Raw genomic sequence first — 15972 nt, forward strand, 5'->3', positions numbered from 1 at the left:
GGGCTTTTGCATTATATAGACTGGCATTATGTGCGTAAACTGAGCACGCATCCTACGTTTGAAACTAAGAATTTCATTCAGAACTTTCTATCGAGTTTTGATTATTTTGAATGATTGTCTCATCTCGTAACGCTTGCCTGTTATCAATTTTTTGCTGATTGCGTTTTTTGACTTCATTGATGGCTGAGCTTAATTGATTGTTGATTTCCTCTACTTCAGATTTTGCAGACAAATAGTCTTTATCCAGTTTGACATTACTTTGGCGTGTGGGAACGTCGATATCCAATAGTCCTGCATTATTTCTGAACGTCTCTAGGGTTTCATTAGAGTTTGTCACTATAGATTGAGTGTTTTCATTCAATTGGTTTTCTAGAAGCTTGTTGTTTTGACGTGCACTTTTTTGAGTAGGGAGATCATTTTCTTGAGCAGTTTTTTTAGCAGTAGATGCTGGTTTTTGAGCGTTATCTTCAATACTGCTTGACGTGCTAGCAGATGTTTCTTTGTTACTGCTCGTCAGTTCGGTACGGCTGGATGTGTCAGTACCTGTACGATCAGCAGCATTGACAGCAGTATCACCACTGTCAGAGCCTGTACTGTCAGGTGCTGTCGTACTTTTGAGTGTGGTGGTATAGATTTTATCTGGAACAGACGAGTCTTGGCTGTTAATAGCCAAGGGTTCGTCTTTATTTATACTGCTGCTAGCAACGTCTAACGAGTCTGTCTTATTCATGTTCATATAAAAAATGAAAAAAACGGCTACATGTACCAATACAGCCAGACATAATGCCCAAAACCATTTTTCACGGAACTTTATCATTGTATGGCGTCACCTTGTTTAAGCTAGGGCTTGTCATTATTTAGCCCATAGAGAGACAAACAAGCAGCATATTATAAGGTTATCAAACAATAAAGTAGATGGCCATTAGTATCTGCTAGGCGCTTTTGGCTGCACCCTTAGTCTCATCTGTGGTTTCAAATTCGGCAAGCATGTCCGTGATGAGTTGATCCTTTTGCTGCCATATCTGTTCGACCCATTCAAACATTTGCGCTTTTATGGTTTCGTCTGCTTCATAGCCACCTTCTTTAATAGCCGTAAATAGCGCTGGAGGTATCTCGATATGTCGTACATCGACGCCCAGACGTTTGATATTGCCTTTCCACAGGTCACTATAAGTAGGCACGCCATCAGGATAGACAATCGTCATATCCAAAATACCATCAATCTCTTCGCCCAATGCACTGATAGCAAGTGACAATCCGCCCGCACGTGGCTTGAGTAAGTGGGTATAAGGTGAGTTCTGTTGTTTGCTTTTAGAAGGAGTGAAGCGTGTGCCCTCTAAATAATTCAATAGTGTGAATGGTTTGTCTTTTAGCAATGCACAGGCACGTTTTGCCTCTTCGATATCTTTGCCTTTTAATGCAGGATTTTTGGCAACGGCTTCTTTAGAATGTCTGCGCATCATTGGAAAATCAAGAAAGTAAAAAGCTTGACCAATGACTGGAATATAGATGAGCTCAAACTTGGTAAAAAACCGCGTCAATGGCAAACGTTTTTCGCTGATATATTGCACGATGCTAGTATCGACCCATGACTGATGGTTACTCATCAGTAAATACTTACCATTTATATGCACGTCGTCAGGCAAACTGATGCGCCAGTCTTTTTTTGGCAATACGTTATCGATCAGCGCATTATTGCTATTGATCCAGTAATTGGTCACATCGATGACCGCTTTATCCGCAATGGCAGCACCAGTGATGGCTTTGGTTGTACCCATCACCCAGATAGGCAGTCCAGCCAGCATACTATTAAAGGTAATAACGCTAGTGGCGGTGGTAAGTGAGGCAGCTTTGCCCAATATAGGCGCACGTTCATGTAGTTTTTGAACGATCGATTTCAATCGCATATTAAATCCTTTTTGCTCATACTGCGGATGAGGTGTTGAGAATATCACGGTATGATTTTAGCAGAAATAAATCTCAGTGTACGACTGTTGACAACAAATAATACACAACAGATTATCTTATATAATAGATATCTTATAGTCCATCTAGAATAAAATAGATAGGTTGTCCAATGATAAATCCTAGATAAGAAAAGAATAGCGAAAAAACAGGCAAAAATAAGGGCGTACTGAGAATTCTCCTCAATACGCCCTTATCGTTTTTTACTTACTTATTTGTGCATTAGCCAAACAGTCAAAGATAACAAGGTGCTATGTCTGGCCATTTATTATCAAACTAATAGTACTTATTGGTGCATACCGCGAATTGGATAGTTGTTTTCTGGCTTTCTAACAAAAACCAAGCCGTTTGCCAATGCTTCAAGATCCGGTCTTGCAAAAGGCGCATTTGAGATATCAACGATTTGAATCTTACCATCACCATTGATGACAAAGACAGCAGGCTCTGCAAATGGATGATCTGTCTCTTTTTCTGAGCGTGGATCAGAGACATATAGACCTAGCGTGTTCATTTGCTCGACAGTGAGACCATAAGCAATAGGGAAGCTGATGTCTAAATCATTCAAATGGCCTTCTAGTTGCTCTTTACTGTCACCAGATACGGCAATCACGTCAACACCGTTGTCATAAAATGAAGGCAGAACAGTCTCTAACGTATTCAGATATTTGGTGCAAATTGGACAATGCTTGCCGCGATAGACCACGACCAGTTTCCAATCATGACCATTTTTAGGCTGACCTAACTGAGTCATTTCTCCGTTCAGCACTTGCACTTCCATTTCAGGGAAAGTAGCGCCAGCTTGAATTTTTTGTGCATAATCGTTTGACATAATATTATCCTTTTTAGTGGTGTTTTTATCATTTTTACATTCATACCTTAACAGTCATAAATGTAAAAGTATTGAATGTTTACAGTAATCCAAAGTAGTCATGGAAAACGTTAACATTGGTTATAAAACCACCTAATAAATCTATTTAAACTAGGTGGCTATTGCTTGATATAAAATATTATTTATCTGTTTGAGCATCTATCTTGTCTTGGGTTTTTAACTCAAAGTCTGACGCATCGTGACGTTCATGTAACTGCTCGGATGGTTCGCCCCACGTACGATTTACTTTGCGGCCGCGCTGTACAGCAGGACGTTCAAGAATCTCGGTTGCCCAGCGGCGCACGTTTTTATAACTTTCAACTTGCAAGAATTCGGCTGCATTATATGCCTCACCTAATATCAGATTGCCATACCAAGGCCAAGTGGCGATATCAGCAATCGTATACTCATCTCCGCCCAAATAGCGGTTCTCTGCCAGCTCTCGATCCAATACGTCTAATTGGCGTTTGACTTCCATCGTAAAGCGATTGATAGGGTACTCAAACTTTTCTGGCGCATAAAAGTAAAAGTGTCCGAAACCGCCACCTAGATAAGGCGCAGACCCTTGCAGCCAAAACAACCAATTCATTGCTTCGGTACGGGCGGCGGCATCTTTGGGCAGTAATTTCCCAAATTTTTCAGCCAAATAAAATAAGATGGCACCACTCTCAAATACACGGCTACCGGTATCAGTATCGAACAAGGCAGGGATTTTTGAGTTTGGATTGACATCCACAAATCCTGATGAGAACTGATCTCCCTCACCAATTTGGATAAGGTGCGCATCATATTCAGCTTCTGTGACGCCTAACGCTAGCAACTCTTCCGCCATGATGGTCACTTTTTGACCATTGGGTGTTCCTATTGAATAGATCTGCAAAGGATGTTTGCCACGAGGCAAAGCTGCCTCATGCGTTGGGCCAGCAATAGGGCGATTGACACTGGCCCATTTACCGCCACTTTCTGCATCCCATGTCCAAACGCTGGGCGGCTCGTAATGAGTAGAATTTGACATAATTATGATACCTTTTTAAGTGATAGGTGCAGTATGAGATAGGTGCGAACGGGTGGTTTTAGCTTTGGTTTTTTGAATGCCAACGCTAGTCGGGCATGTCCGCCAATTGCTTTAGAATGTTTTTATAATTTTCGACTCCTTGGGCACCGCTCACCAAATGACGACCATTAAAGATAACGGATGGTACGCTTTGAATGCCTTGCTGCTTGGAGTGTTGTACCGACTGACGTATGTCTTCAGCAAAGCGCTGATCTTCGATGACGTCGAGCGCTTCAGTACGATCGAGTCCAATACTGGCGGCAACATCGGCAAGCACAGTGCTGTCACCTACATTGCGATTATCGACGAAATGTGCGATGAACAATGCTTGTTTTAGGTCATGCATGCGCCCTTGCTGATCTGCCCAATGTAGCAACTGATGGGTGTTGAATGTATTGTAGGTATGAAAGTCATCGGTAAATTGAAAGTTGAAACCGACTTCTGCACCTGCTGCTGTCATTCTATCTCGGTTCTCTTGAACGTCTTCAGCGGTGTTGCCGTACTTTTCCATGATGTGCTCACGATAGTTGCGTCCTTTAGCTGGCGTGTTAGGATTTAGCTCAAACGGATGCCAGTGTATCTCATAAGGTGTGTTGGTTTGCTTTAATGCTTCAGCCAATTGGCTATAACCGATCGCACACCAAGGGCATACAACGTCTGACACAATATCTATTTGTAATGGTTTTTCTGAATGCTGCATATGATCCCTCATTAGCGATAAGTTAAAACGAAAAAACTGCTGCCCGAAGATGTTTCGAACAACAGTATGAAAACATCAAATAAACTATATTACCGTAAATTGAGCTATCGTAAACGGCTAAATAGATTAGTCAGCTTTGTGCCATTCGAATTTTTGGAATGGTTTGTCGATTGGGGTATTGGCCAGATGGTTTGTGTAGTTACTCATGACTTTTTGAGCAGCACCTAGGATAACTTCTAGAATCTGACGTTTGGTGTAGCCAGCATCCAAGAACGCTTGAACTGCGCTATCATCAACGTTACCACGACCACGAACCACAGAAAGCGTGAAATCACGAAGGGCTTCTAGGCGTGCTGTTGGTAGTGGTGTCTCATCACGTAGTGCATCAGTGATAGCGTCATCTACTTTCATGCTCTTGGCAATACCAGTATGCGCAGGTACACAGTAATGGCAAGCATGTTCAACGTTGATGGTTTGCCATACGACAGTGGTTTCTTCATCGTCAAAGCTGCTGTTTAAAAACAATTCATGCAGACGTTGATAGCCTTCTAGTAAACCTGGCGCTTCAGCCATGACTGCATGTAGGTTCGGCACCATACCAAAAGCGTTGATAGATACGTCAAGTAGTGCTTTGCTTTCTTCTGGGGCGCTGTCTTTATCGTGAAGGGTAAAGTCGGTCATAATATTATTCCTAATAATAGGTGTAAGATTTGGTTTGTTTTAGAGTTTTCATGCCAGCTTTAAAGCAGTCACCAATTTCAATGTACTGATTGGCTTGAGTGATTACTCAAAATCAGCGACTTTTTTGCTTAGTAAGCGAGTCAATAGAGACTACTATAAAGGATATTGAGCAGTCGCTCAATAATTATTTGAGTAATCATTCAAGTAAATTGTAATGGTGCGATTACACTTCTCAGTTTTATTATAGTTATGCTATAAATATCAATGACTTAATAAAGTAACACTGTGTAAGTAATGACATGAAAATAACAAGAGAAAAGTTATTATTGGGCGTTGAGAAGATTGATAATGTTCAGATAGTTAATCGAACTGCCCTCTTAAAGTGTTAGTAAGGAAACAGAAAAACAGAGCAGGGTATCGCTCTCCTTATGGTTACCGATATATCGTGACTCTAATACTCAAGGAATCGAGACGATATTAATTAACTTGTGTCATCTCATGTAGAACAAATGATTCCACCTTACCTTCTGTGGCAGCTGAAAAGTCTTTTAGAGATTGGTTTTGCATATGTACTTGCCATAACTCGCGCGTCGCCCAGCTCTCATGAAACATAAAGTGAGTCGGTTCGTCGTTATCTTGGAATAGGTCATAACGAATACAGCCTTCTTCACTACGTGTCACTGGTATCAGTTTTTCGAGCTCAGACTTTACGAGGGCGATGCTAGTGTCTTTTGCCGTTATATGGGCAATAACCGTTAATGTAGACATTTTTAATCCTTTATTATCATTCATTAATAGGATGGGTAGTGCAGCCTGTATGGGTACATAATTGATCATATCAATATATTACTACTTGAACGTACGTTCATTTATGGCTATAGTATTTGTCAGACAATAAGAAAATGCTTCAGATCACGATGCCTATTTTTTGTTATCTCTTACCCCTTTTATAGTCATCAGACTACCACTTATTAATAGGATAAGATTATGTTTAAGTTGTATTTCCATCAAACCCCAAATCCAATGAAAGTAGCACTGTTTTTCGAAGAGACTGGGCTGCCTTACGAGCTTGTGGCAGTAGATACGCTAAAAGGAGAGCAGCATACGCCTGAGTACCGTGCTATTAACCCAAATGCCAAAACGCCAGCCCTTGAAGATGATGGCAAACGTGTTTTCGACTCTACCGCTATTTTGATGTATTTGTCTGAAAAAACAGGATTGCTGGCAGGGCAGCCAGAAGATCGTAGTGAGATGCTGTCATGGCTACTGTTTGTCGCATCAGGGCTAGGTCCTTTTTCTGGTCAATCGGTACACTTTCAACACAAAGCGCCAGAAAAAATCCCTTATGCCATCAATCGTTATTTGCGTGAAGCACAGCGTCACTACGAAGTGCTAGACACGCATTTAGAAGGCCGTGAATATATGGTCGGCGATAGCTATTCAATTGCTGATATTTCTACTTGGGGCTGGATTGATAAGGCGACATTTGTATTGGGCGAGGGCGGCTTAGATAATTACCCGAATCTAAAGCGTTGGTTTGCTAGTATTGATGCCCGTCCTGCCGTGCAAAAAGCCCGTGATATCCCTAAAGGTATTGATTTCAAAACTGATTTTGATGACGTGGCTGCACGCGCGCTTTATCCGCAAAACTTTGACAAAAACAGCTAATCACAGCAAAAAAGCTGAATAAGTCTTATAATATAAAAAGTGATTAAAACCAATGATTGGGGCATGCCCTAAGGTTGATTCTACAAACTTTGCCTTAACATAGATGTTAAGGCAAAGATATTAAGGTGAAAATTATGAGTGCTCCGATAAAGTTCAATCGTGATGAGGTGATTGAAAAAGCAAAAAATCTCTACTGGGAAAAAGGCTATCACGCAACCTCAATGCGAAACCTGCAAGATGTGGTGAACATGCACCCGGGTAGTATTTATGCAGCTTTCGGCAGTAAAGACAAATTGTTTACAGAATCGCTCAATCGTTATGCCGTAGAAGGTGCCAAGCGCTTGGCTGATTGCATGGCGCAAAAAGACACGGTACTTGACGGCTTAAAGTATTTTATTCATACAGTGATTGTCTGTAATAAAGCCACGGCGCCAAGTGGTATGTGCATGATTGTAAAGACAGTCGCTGAGCTCACTCAGAATGACAGTCCAGAATTGCTGGCTCATGCCACTAGCATTCTAGAAGGTATTGAGGCATCATTTGCCACGCTGTTTGCACAAGCTGTCGATAGTGGCGAGATTGGCAAAGATAAAGACCCGATCGAGCTGGCACGTTATCTTCAGATTCAAATCATCGGTCTACGTACTTATGCTCAAGTGACGAGTGATCAACAAGCAGTAGAAAGATATATTGACGGTATTTTTAAGAACATGTTGTAAGAAATTTACTACTATATCGACCACAAATTTGCTTTTCTCATCAATATAATTCTTTCTCTTACAAAAGTAGTTATATGCCTCATAAAAAACCGCACGCTAAACAGCGTGCGGTTTTTTGATGCTATGTTTAACCTATTAATATATCAAGACAGTGATGAATAAGATGTATTAGGCTGGGTTATCTTCGATAAACTTCAGCAACAGCTCAGCCAACGTTTCGCCTTGGTCTTCTTGCAGAAAATGACCGCCGTTGACAATGGTCGTATGGTTTTGACCTTTGGTACCCGGAATGAGCTTTTGCATGATTCGATCACCGCCACCAGTCACTGGGTCAGAATCACTAAACAGTGTGATAAAAGGCTTTATCCACTTGCTCAGCTCGACCCAAGCGGCACGGTTGTTTGCTGAAGCGGGATCATCTGGTGTAGTGGGCACAAGCAACGGAAACTGTCTGGCGCCTTCTTTATAAGACTCATCGGGGAATGGCGCATCGTAAGCATCCAGTACGGCTTGTGACAGCGTCGTTGTGGTACCACTTTTGATAGTCGCTCCTGCATTGAATTGAGGCGTCTCTTGCGAAAACTGCTGCCATTTACGAAACCCTTCGCCAGGATCGTGATCACCAGTAGGAAGCATGGTATTACCAGCCGCTACCCGAGCAAACTTATCAGGATGTGCTGCTACCAAGCGTAGACCAATTAAACCGCCCCAATCCTGACAAAACAACGTGATGTTTTTTAAATTTAATTGATCGAGCACCGATTGCATCCAGTCAACATGGCGCTGATACGTATAGTCAGTACGTGAGGCGGGCTTGTCTGAGCGTCCAAAACCAGGAAGGTCTGGCACAATCACACGGTGTCCTGCTGCTGTTAATATCGGAATGACTTTGCGATACAGATAAGACCAAGAAGGCTCACCGTGTAATAGCAAGATAGGGTCAGCATCGCTTGGGCCTTCATCGAGGTAATGCACCCGCAGCTCACCGCCTTCAGTATCATCGACCATCAGATAGTTCGGTTCAAAATCGTAATCTTGCAAGTTAGCAAAACACGAATCAGGTGTCCTAAGTGCTTTCATATATCGTCCTTGAGTGGGATAAATAACGGTGCGTTCTCGCACGGATGTCAAAAAATTGGTTGAAGAATGGATGCTGGTACGCTCATGTTTGTAGGTACACAGCACTGACAGAGTAGAGATTAGGATCTAAAAGGCTATTTGTATTATATGCAAGTCACTGGCTATCAGATACCATCAATGAAGACTATAGCGTATAAACCTTGGCCACTGCAAACCATTAGCATGTGGACGGCCCGTTCTTTGATTTCAGAGGTATACGTTTTTATTCAGTTATTCTAAATCGTCTGGATATTGTGTGACGTCTTTAATATTAGCGCTCTTGCATAGGTCATCGTTAAACATTGAAGCTTTTACTTACTTGACATGGATTCAGAGTTATCTCAAATATCGTCAATCCTTTATAAAAGAGTGACAGCGTCAACCTCGCTTGAAGTATCACCTATACATCTGTACTCGGTTGCCTTGACTCTTTTTTAAACTGAATCAACTATAGGAAGGTGCGCATTATCCTAATCTTTTTTGCCCATCTCAGACAATAAATCGAGCTGTATTTCTTGTATTTCAGCCAGCCTTTCCCATTGATGAATCAACAGGTGATCCAATTTTTCATGTAAATGCTGAATTTCAAGTTCGGCTTTGAGGTTAATTTGATAATCGTTTTCTGAGCGCAATCTGTCTTTTGATTCTTGTCTATTTTGGCTCATCATAATTACCGGCGCCTGAATAGCTGCAATACACGATAGTATTAGATTTAACAGAATAAAGGGATAAGGATCAGCTGGACGTGTCACCATAACCATCGTATTAAAAGTAATCCAAACCGTTATAAAAACAGCAAAGCAAATGAGAAAAGACCAACTACCACCAAAAGTTGCAATTTTATCTGCCAATCGTTCACCCAAAGTCCAGTTTTGATCTAGCGTGCTGTCAGTATTTTTGGTGATTAAATCATGCTCTTGCATACTTTTGATCAATTCGTACTCAAGATCAGTTACTTCTCCTTTCTCTGATTTTAATAAAGAGTGGACATATTGCATGCGATATTTGCTTAAATCTGTCTGACAAATATAGCTTTTTGATGAAAATTCTGGAAAGTCATGTGAAATCTCTGCCATAACCACTTTCCGTACGGTGCCTAGAGGTATAAGGCTGTCTATCGGATACTTTAGTTTGCATATAATACATTGATGCAACTCATTGTTTTCGCTCATAGCTACACTCTTCGTCATCATTATAGTCTTCTAAACTTATAATTTTTATACTTCAAAATACGTTATGTTTGGTATTTATGCCTTTCAATTGCTTGAAAAGTTCTGACCCTTAGCATCCTACTCTAATTATAAAGTACAGGGTTTTATATAAATGTATTTATGCTACGCCAAATAAGCGTCCGATCAACGATGTGGCTAGCATGGCAAGCACACCCCAAACCACTACTCGAGCAGTAGCCGGAATGATAGGCGCGCCGCCCAAGCGTGCTGACACTACACCTAGTAATATCAATCCCAATAAAGTTATAGACGCTAACGACCAGACTAGTGATTGCGCTGGCAATATCAAAATACCAAGAATAGGTAGTATAGCGCCTGCGATGAATGACAAGCCTGAAGCAATTGAGGCATGAATCGGCTTTGCTTGGCTAAGATCGGTCAAGCCTATCTCATCACGAGCATGGGCTTCAAGCGCATCGTGCTCTGTTAAGGCGATGGCAACTTGATGCGCTAAGGCATGATCAAGTCCACGAGTCTCATAAATTTTCGTCAGCTCAAGCATCTCGCGTTCAGCATTATGAGTCAGCTCGTAAAGCTCCTTTTCTAAATCAGCCTTCTCAGTATCTGCTTGTGAGGACACTGAAATATACTCGCCAGCAGCCATCGATAGCGCACCTGCGGTTAGTGCAGCCATCCCTGTCAGTAATAACGTCTGACTGCTTGGGTTTGCCGCTGCAACACCAACTAATAAACTGGCAGTTGAGATCAGTCCATCATTTGCACCCAACACCGCCGCGCGCAACCAATGATTACGATTACTTAGGTGTGCCTCATTATGAATAGAGTGATTCATAAATACCCTTAAATATTAATATATGGATTTCAGCATTATTCAAATTCTTTAACATACATTCTGCATACAGAGGTCTAAGAGAATACTGAACCGCCCCGACTTTGTCGGAGGCTGATTAACTTGAGGCAAGCAGCAATGCCTGACAGGGTTAAATGATCATCATAGCGCTTTTCAAACTTAAAAGGTGACACATAACCAACCTTACTATGTAGACGAGTCTTATTGAGGCAGTCTACCCATTCAAGAACTGCCAATTCAACATCGTTAACGCTATTGCAGTTCTCTTTTAAATAATGAATTACTTTAGTCTAATAAAGGTCATTGACCATTTTAGTCAATGCATTGAAGCAATAATGCCAGAGTGAGTCATACTAGAAGGGTAGCGAATGAACAGATACTGACCATCTCTATCGCTATGGTAAATCCCATCTTTGAGGTTGTTTCTGTCTGTTATCGCTTGATTTAATCGACGTGTGATTTATTTGATTGCTTCAAGAATTGCCATAACTCCAGTATAATAGGGTGCTGCGGTGAAAAGCGTGCTTTGACAGGCTTTATTCTGCCAATGAGATGATGCTTCAGTCACTACTTCTGGCTACCAAAGATTTGTACTTAAGTGCGCATTATTAGTCGCTGTCTTATTGATTGATTCGACTTTGAATTTCGTATTAGCGCTCTGTACTTTCTTGCTCGTGATACACTTGCTGTCAAGTGGTGGGTTGATCAATCCATTGTACTGCCACGATTGTTTTAGCATCGCTCAATCAACTTGAATAATGACTGTGAGTTCGATGAAATAGTCAAACCATTCAAATCATTAAATTTTATTCATATACCTTCAATAATTAATAAGAAGATTTTATTATGCAAACCAAACGTCCGTTATATATCCCTTTTGCTGGACCAGCATTGTTAGAAACCCCTTTATTAAATAAGGGCAGTGCTTTTTCATCAGAAGAACGTGATAGCTTTAATTTAACGGGTTTATTGCCTCATAATATTGAGACGATTGAAGAGCAGTCATTACGTGCTTATCATCAACTTCGCTCATTCACTAATGATATGGATAAGCATATTTACTTGCGTAACATCCAAGATACCAATGAGACCTTATTTCATCATCTGATTGAACAGCATATCGAAGAGGTCATGCCGCTCATATACACACCAACGGTTGGGCAAGCGTGTGAAAAATTCTCTCAGATTTATCGCCGCAAACGTGGTTTGTTTGTCTCGTATCCTGAGCGTCACAAAATCGATGACATGCTGCAAAATGCCACCAAACAAAACGTGAAAGTAATCGTTGTCACCGATGGTGAACGTATATTAGGCCTAGGCGACCAAGGCATTGGCGGTATGGGTATTCCCATTGGTAAATTGTCGTTATATACGGCTTGTGGTGGTATCAGCCCCGCTTATTGCCTACCAATTTTGTTAGATGTCGGCACCAACAACCAACAGTTGCTTGACGATCCTATGTACATGGGTTGGAGAAATCCACGCATCTCGGGTGATGAATATAATGAGTTTGTAGATTTGTTTATTCAAGCCGTTAAGCGCCGCTGGCCTGAGGCATTATTACAATTTGAAGATTTTGCCCAAGAGAATGCGACACCATTATTGAATAAATATCGTGACCAATTATGCTGCTTTAATGATGATATTCAGGGCACTGCTGCTGTTTCAGTCGGTACCTTGATTGCCGCGTGCTTGAATAAAGGTCAAAAGCTTAGCCAACAGAATATCGCGTTTTTAGGCGCAGGATCTGCTGGTTGCGGTATTGCTGAGCATATTATTCGCCAAATGCAGCGTGAAGGGTTGACTGAAGAGCAAGCTCGCAGCCAAGTCTTTATGGTTGATCGTTATGGCTTGCTTACTGATGGCATGACAGAGCTACAAAAATTCCAAGAGCCGTTAGTGCAAAAAGAATCCGCTATTGCAAGCTGGGATAGAAGTAAGAAACTTGGTTTAGCGCAAGTGGTTAAACAAGCAAAAATAACCGTATTATTCGGCGTCAGTGGACAAAAAGGTCTATTCACCCAAGAAGTGATCGAAACGCTATGTGCTAATACGGAACATCCGATTGTATTACCGCTGTCAAACCCAACGTCTCGTGTGGAAGCAACGCCGCAAGAAGTGACTAATTGGAGCAAAGGTAAGGCAATTATTGCAACTGGTAGCCCCTTTCCTCATACCACTTATGAGGGTCAGACTTTTGAGGTGTCGCAGTGTAATAACAGCTATATTTTCCCCGGTATTGGTTTGGGTGTTTTAGCAGCACGTGCGACGGGCATTAGCGATAATATGTTGATGGCGGCAAGCCAAGCACTTGCAGATATATCTATGGAACACGAAAAAGCACCAGGTGCCATCTTACCGCCAATTAGAGTTATTAGAGAGATCAGTGAAAAAATAGCCTATGCAGTCGCACAACAAGCGATTGAAGATAAATTGGCACTACCTGTCACTGCAGAGAATTTAGAGCGTCAATTAAAAGCCAATTTTTGGTTACCGACATACCGTAATTATCGCCGTACCTCTTTCTAATTTTATAAAGTACACACAAAAAGCCAAATGTTACCGTTAGAGGTAGCATTTGGCTTTTTTATTATAGGGTGTCATGAATATATTATATCGTTCAAAACCCATAAAAAAAGGCTTGCCGCATCGCTGCGAACAAGCCTGATTTTTTTTGCACTATAAATTTGGTGGGCCCAGTAGGACTTGAACCTACGACCAAAGGATTATGAGTCCTCTGCTCTAACCAACTGAGCTATGGGCCCTAACGCTAGACGGACAATGATACCTTATTTTTTGAATTTTTCAAGCAAAAAATGGGCCATTATCAAGATATTTTTTATAAAATGCTATTTTTTATCAAACCTGACCACCAGCCAATGTCAGGCTGCGACCCCCATCAACAGTAATCATTTCACCAGTGACATAATTGGCTTGCACCAAATACAGCACAGCATGAGCAATATCATTAGGTGTACCGACGCGCTGCATAGGAATAGAGGCGATGATATTTTGCTGCTGCGCCTCAGCAATCGCTTGATCGCTATTAGCATCAGGAAGAATATTCACCCCTGGTGCGACGCCATTTACACGTACATCTGGTGCCATCTCTAATGCTAACGACTGTACCATCATACGGTGAGCCGCTTTTGCCATATTATAGACAGCATAATTGCTAAAGGGTCTGTCTTGCGCATGAATATCTAATAAGCTGACAATACAACCTCGTTGCTGTTTAAGATAGGGTAGTAGTGCTTGGCTCAACAGTAAAGGCGCTTTGGCATTGGTCAACATCAGCTCGTCCCACTGTGCATGGGTAATTTGACCAAGCGGGCTGGGATAAAATCGCGATGCATTGTGTATCAGTACATCGAGCTGGCCAAAGGCGTCCATAATATTTTGAACAAACAGATCCAAGGCGCTGTCGTCATTGACGATACTTAAGTCAGCAACAACGATTAAAGCACTATTAGCACGACATGCATTGAGTTGGTCAGCCAAGATAGTAGCGTCCTCTATGCTACGGTGACAATGGATAATGACGCGGTAACCTTTGCTATGAGCAGCTGTAATGATAGCGGCACCAATACGTTTGGCACTCCCTGTGACAAGCATGACGGGTGCACTAGCGTCAGTACGCTCTGATGAACACCCATTTAAATCTTGGCTCATGATGACATTCCTACCTACTTTTTAAGCTTTTTTAATATAAGTGCTGCGCTTGCAAATGCTCAATTCTAGATTGGCGCAGCGCTGCACCAATCGCTGGGCCGCGCAGATCTGGCTCAATATCAGCCATATTAACTGCATGAAAACTGTTTAGCGCTATCATCATTTGACGGTGTTGTAAGGCCAGTTGTAATACATGACTACACACGAGTAATTGAGACAATTTATCAGGCTCTTTATGAGCCCCGCAAGTTTGTATCAGGTCGATTTTTCCAGCAGCGCTCAGGCTATTTATCTTGCTGAGATTTTCGGCTTGTTTTACAAACAAATTGGCAAATTGGGTGTGTGCTTTTGGTACCTTGGTCATGTTGCCTATATCGTTGATGCCTTTTATATTGGCTGCTTTGTTCGCGTTTTTGTTTATAGGCTCTGAGGTAAATAGAGATGGATTAAGGCTACTCATTAGCAGTGCCCAACGCTGTGACAAGTTCAATTTCATTTGCCCTGCGAAATATAGCGCAGTATGTACGGTCTCTCGTATTGAAGTATCAGCCCAAGCCTGATGCAATGGTGCAAAATACTCTGTCAGTGCATCGATTTCGAACAGCTGCTGCCAGTAGACTTGGGGCGATAATTGCATAGTCGCACGGCTGGACTCTTGCCAAATGCGTTCGCTACTTAGATGTGTCAGCTCACCTGAATCGACCAGTTGGCGCATTAGCGTCAAGGTATCCTCTGCGATACTGAACCCCAAATCATAGTAACGACTATAGAAACGAGCCGTTCGTAGCACGCGTAATGGGTCTTCGCTGAATGCAGTGGATACATGGCGCAAAGTTTTTCTTTCTAAATCAACCAGTCCACCATAATAGTCAATGACGTCACCATTGATAGGGGTATCATCATTTAGGCTGGTGACTTCTATTGCCATGGCATTAATGGTCAAGTCGCGGCGTTGTAAGTCATCCTCTAAGCTCACATCAGGGCTGGCATCTATGCTAAAGCCTTTATAGCCTGAGCCTTGCTTACGTTCTGTGCGTGCTAGGGCATATTCTTCGTGACTGGTCGGGTGCAAAAACACTGGAAAATCAGCACCGACTTGTTGAAACCCTGCGTCAATCATCTCTGCCACGGTGGCACCAACGACGACAAAATCTTTATCTTTGATCGGACGTTTCAGGAGTCGATCACGTACCGCGCCGCCCACAAGGTAAATCTGCATAAAAGCCTCTATTTATTTAGCAAAATGTTACTGTACTTATTATTGCTGTGCTTATCACCACTGTACTTATCAACATATCATCTGCTCAATTTTTCTATAGTGAAAGAAATCTAAAATTGCTACAAGGCAGCCGACTACAGATTGTAAAAGTAGTTCTCCAACGATATATCAAAAAAAACAGCCAATGCTTTATAGGTCGCATTGACTGTTTTTAGTATAGCAGACGGGCTTTGTTAATGGATAACAGCGACTGCCTTAATCACG

The 15972-nt window shown here is 41.9% G+C and carries 16 protein-coding genes and 1 tRNA gene; 3 read left to right on the forward strand and 14 right to left on the reverse strand.

The genetic code is table 11. The features are described 5' to 3' along the window. Positions 1–73: 73 nt before the first annotated feature. The 7 genes from IP510_RS07590 to IP510_RS07620 form a co-directional block, all read right to left on the reverse strand. Complete coding sequence (locus IP510_RS07590) at positions 74–817, reverse strand: hypothetical protein (protein WP_194364189.1); 744 nt, start codon at positions 815–817, stop codon at positions 74–76. 115 nt (positions 818–932) lie between these two features. Further along, positions 933–1907 (reverse strand): acyltransferase, encoded by a 975-nt coding sequence (locus tag IP510_RS07595; RefSeq protein ID WP_194364190.1) that lies wholly within the window; start codon positions 1905–1907, stop codon positions 933–935. 344 nt (positions 1908–2251) lie between these two features. Continuing rightward, positions 2252–2794, reverse strand: coding sequence for a peroxiredoxin-like family protein (locus IP510_RS07600; RefSeq protein ID WP_194364191.1), 543 nt, complete (start codon positions 2792–2794; stop codon positions 2252–2254). Positions 2795–2972: 178 nt separating this feature from the next. Then, a complete protein-coding gene (gene yghU, locus IP510_RS07605) occupies positions 2973–3848 on the reverse strand; it encodes a glutathione-dependent disulfide-bond oxidoreductase (RefSeq protein WP_194364192.1) in 876 nt (291 codons plus the stop codon). Between the two features lie 85 nt (positions 3849–3933). Beyond that, on the reverse strand, positions 3934–4587 hold the full coding sequence (locus IP510_RS07610) for a DsbA family protein (RefSeq protein ID WP_194364193.1): 654 nt from the start codon (positions 4585–4587) through the stop codon (positions 3934–3936). A gap of 126 nt (positions 4588–4713) precedes the next feature. Next, positions 4714–5268 (reverse strand): carboxymuconolactone decarboxylase family protein, encoded by a 555-nt coding sequence (locus IP510_RS07615; protein WP_194364194.1) that lies wholly within the window; start codon positions 5266–5268, stop codon positions 4714–4716. A 477-nt stretch (positions 5269–5745) separates the two neighbouring features. After that, the gene (locus tag IP510_RS07620; RefSeq protein WP_194364195.1) at positions 5746–6036 is read right to left on the reverse strand and encodes a putative quinol monooxygenase; all 291 of its coding nucleotides are present in this window, start codon (positions 6034–6036) and stop codon (positions 5746–5748) included. Positions 6037–6255: 219 nt separating this feature from the next. Between IP510_RS07620 and IP510_RS07625 the strand changes: the two genes are divergently transcribed. Together IP510_RS07625 and IP510_RS07630 are read left to right on the forward strand one after the other, a co-directional pair. Beyond that, entirely contained in the window at positions 6256–6936 is a 681-nt protein-coding gene (locus IP510_RS07625; RefSeq protein ID WP_194364196.1) for a glutathione S-transferase family protein, read from the forward strand. Positions 6937–7070: 134 nt separating this feature from the next. Further along, positions 7071–7655 (forward strand): TetR/AcrR family transcriptional regulator, encoded by a 585-nt coding sequence (locus IP510_RS07630; RefSeq protein ID WP_194364197.1) that lies wholly within the window; start codon positions 7071–7073, stop codon positions 7653–7655. A 168-nt stretch (positions 7656–7823) separates the two neighbouring features. Here the strand turns inward: IP510_RS07630 and IP510_RS07635 are convergent, their stop codons facing one another. The 4 genes from IP510_RS07635 to IP510_RS13950 all read right to left on the reverse strand — a co-directional run bounded on the left by IP510_RS07635 (position 7824) and on the right by IP510_RS13950 (position 11098). Then, entirely contained in the window at positions 7824–8735 is a 912-nt protein-coding gene (locus IP510_RS07635; RefSeq protein WP_194364198.1) for a haloalkane dehalogenase, read from the reverse strand. 509 nt (positions 8736–9244) lie between these two features. Next, positions 9245–9946, reverse strand: coding sequence for a DUF1003 domain-containing protein (locus IP510_RS07640; protein ID WP_194364199.1), 702 nt, complete (start codon positions 9944–9946; stop codon positions 9245–9247). A gap of 157 nt (positions 9947–10103) precedes the next feature. Continuing rightward, a complete protein-coding gene (locus tag IP510_RS07645) occupies positions 10104–10799 on the reverse strand; it encodes a VIT family protein (protein WP_194364200.1) in 696 nt (231 codons plus the stop codon). A gap of 74 nt (positions 10800–10873) precedes the next feature. Then, complete coding sequence (locus IP510_RS13950) at positions 10874–11098, reverse strand: IS3 family transposase (RefSeq protein ID WP_413786472.1); 225 nt, start codon at positions 11096–11098, stop codon at positions 10874–10876. A 565-nt stretch (positions 11099–11663) separates the two neighbouring features. Between IP510_RS13950 and IP510_RS07655 the strand changes: the two genes are divergently transcribed. Further along, positions 11664–13346: an NAD-dependent malic enzyme gene (locus IP510_RS07655; RefSeq protein ID WP_010199744.1), complete on the forward strand. Its 1683-nt coding sequence runs from the start codon at positions 11664–11666 to the stop codon at positions 13344–13346. 159 nt (positions 13347–13505) lie between these two features. Here the strand turns inward: IP510_RS07655 and IP510_RS07660 are convergent. From IP510_RS07660 to IP510_RS07670, 3 genes are all read right to left on the reverse strand, one after another. Then, positions 13506–13582: transfer RNA gene (locus IP510_RS07660), tRNA-Ile, on the reverse strand. Between the two features lie 94 nt (positions 13583–13676). Next, positions 13677–14489, reverse strand: coding sequence for a pteridine reductase (locus tag IP510_RS07665; RefSeq protein WP_194364202.1), 813 nt, complete (start codon positions 14487–14489; stop codon positions 13677–13679). A 31-nt stretch (positions 14490–14520) separates the two neighbouring features. Next, positions 14521–15708: a tRNA nucleotidyltransferase gene (locus IP510_RS07670; protein ID WP_194364203.1), complete on the reverse strand. Its 1188-nt coding sequence runs from the start codon at positions 15706–15708 to the stop codon at positions 14521–14523. Positions 15709–15972: the final 264 nt, after the last annotated feature.

Source organism: Psychrobacter sp. NG254 (assembly GCF_015277735.1).
Classification (GTDB): Bacteria; Pseudomonadota; Gammaproteobacteria; order Pseudomonadales; family Moraxellaceae; genus Psychrobacter.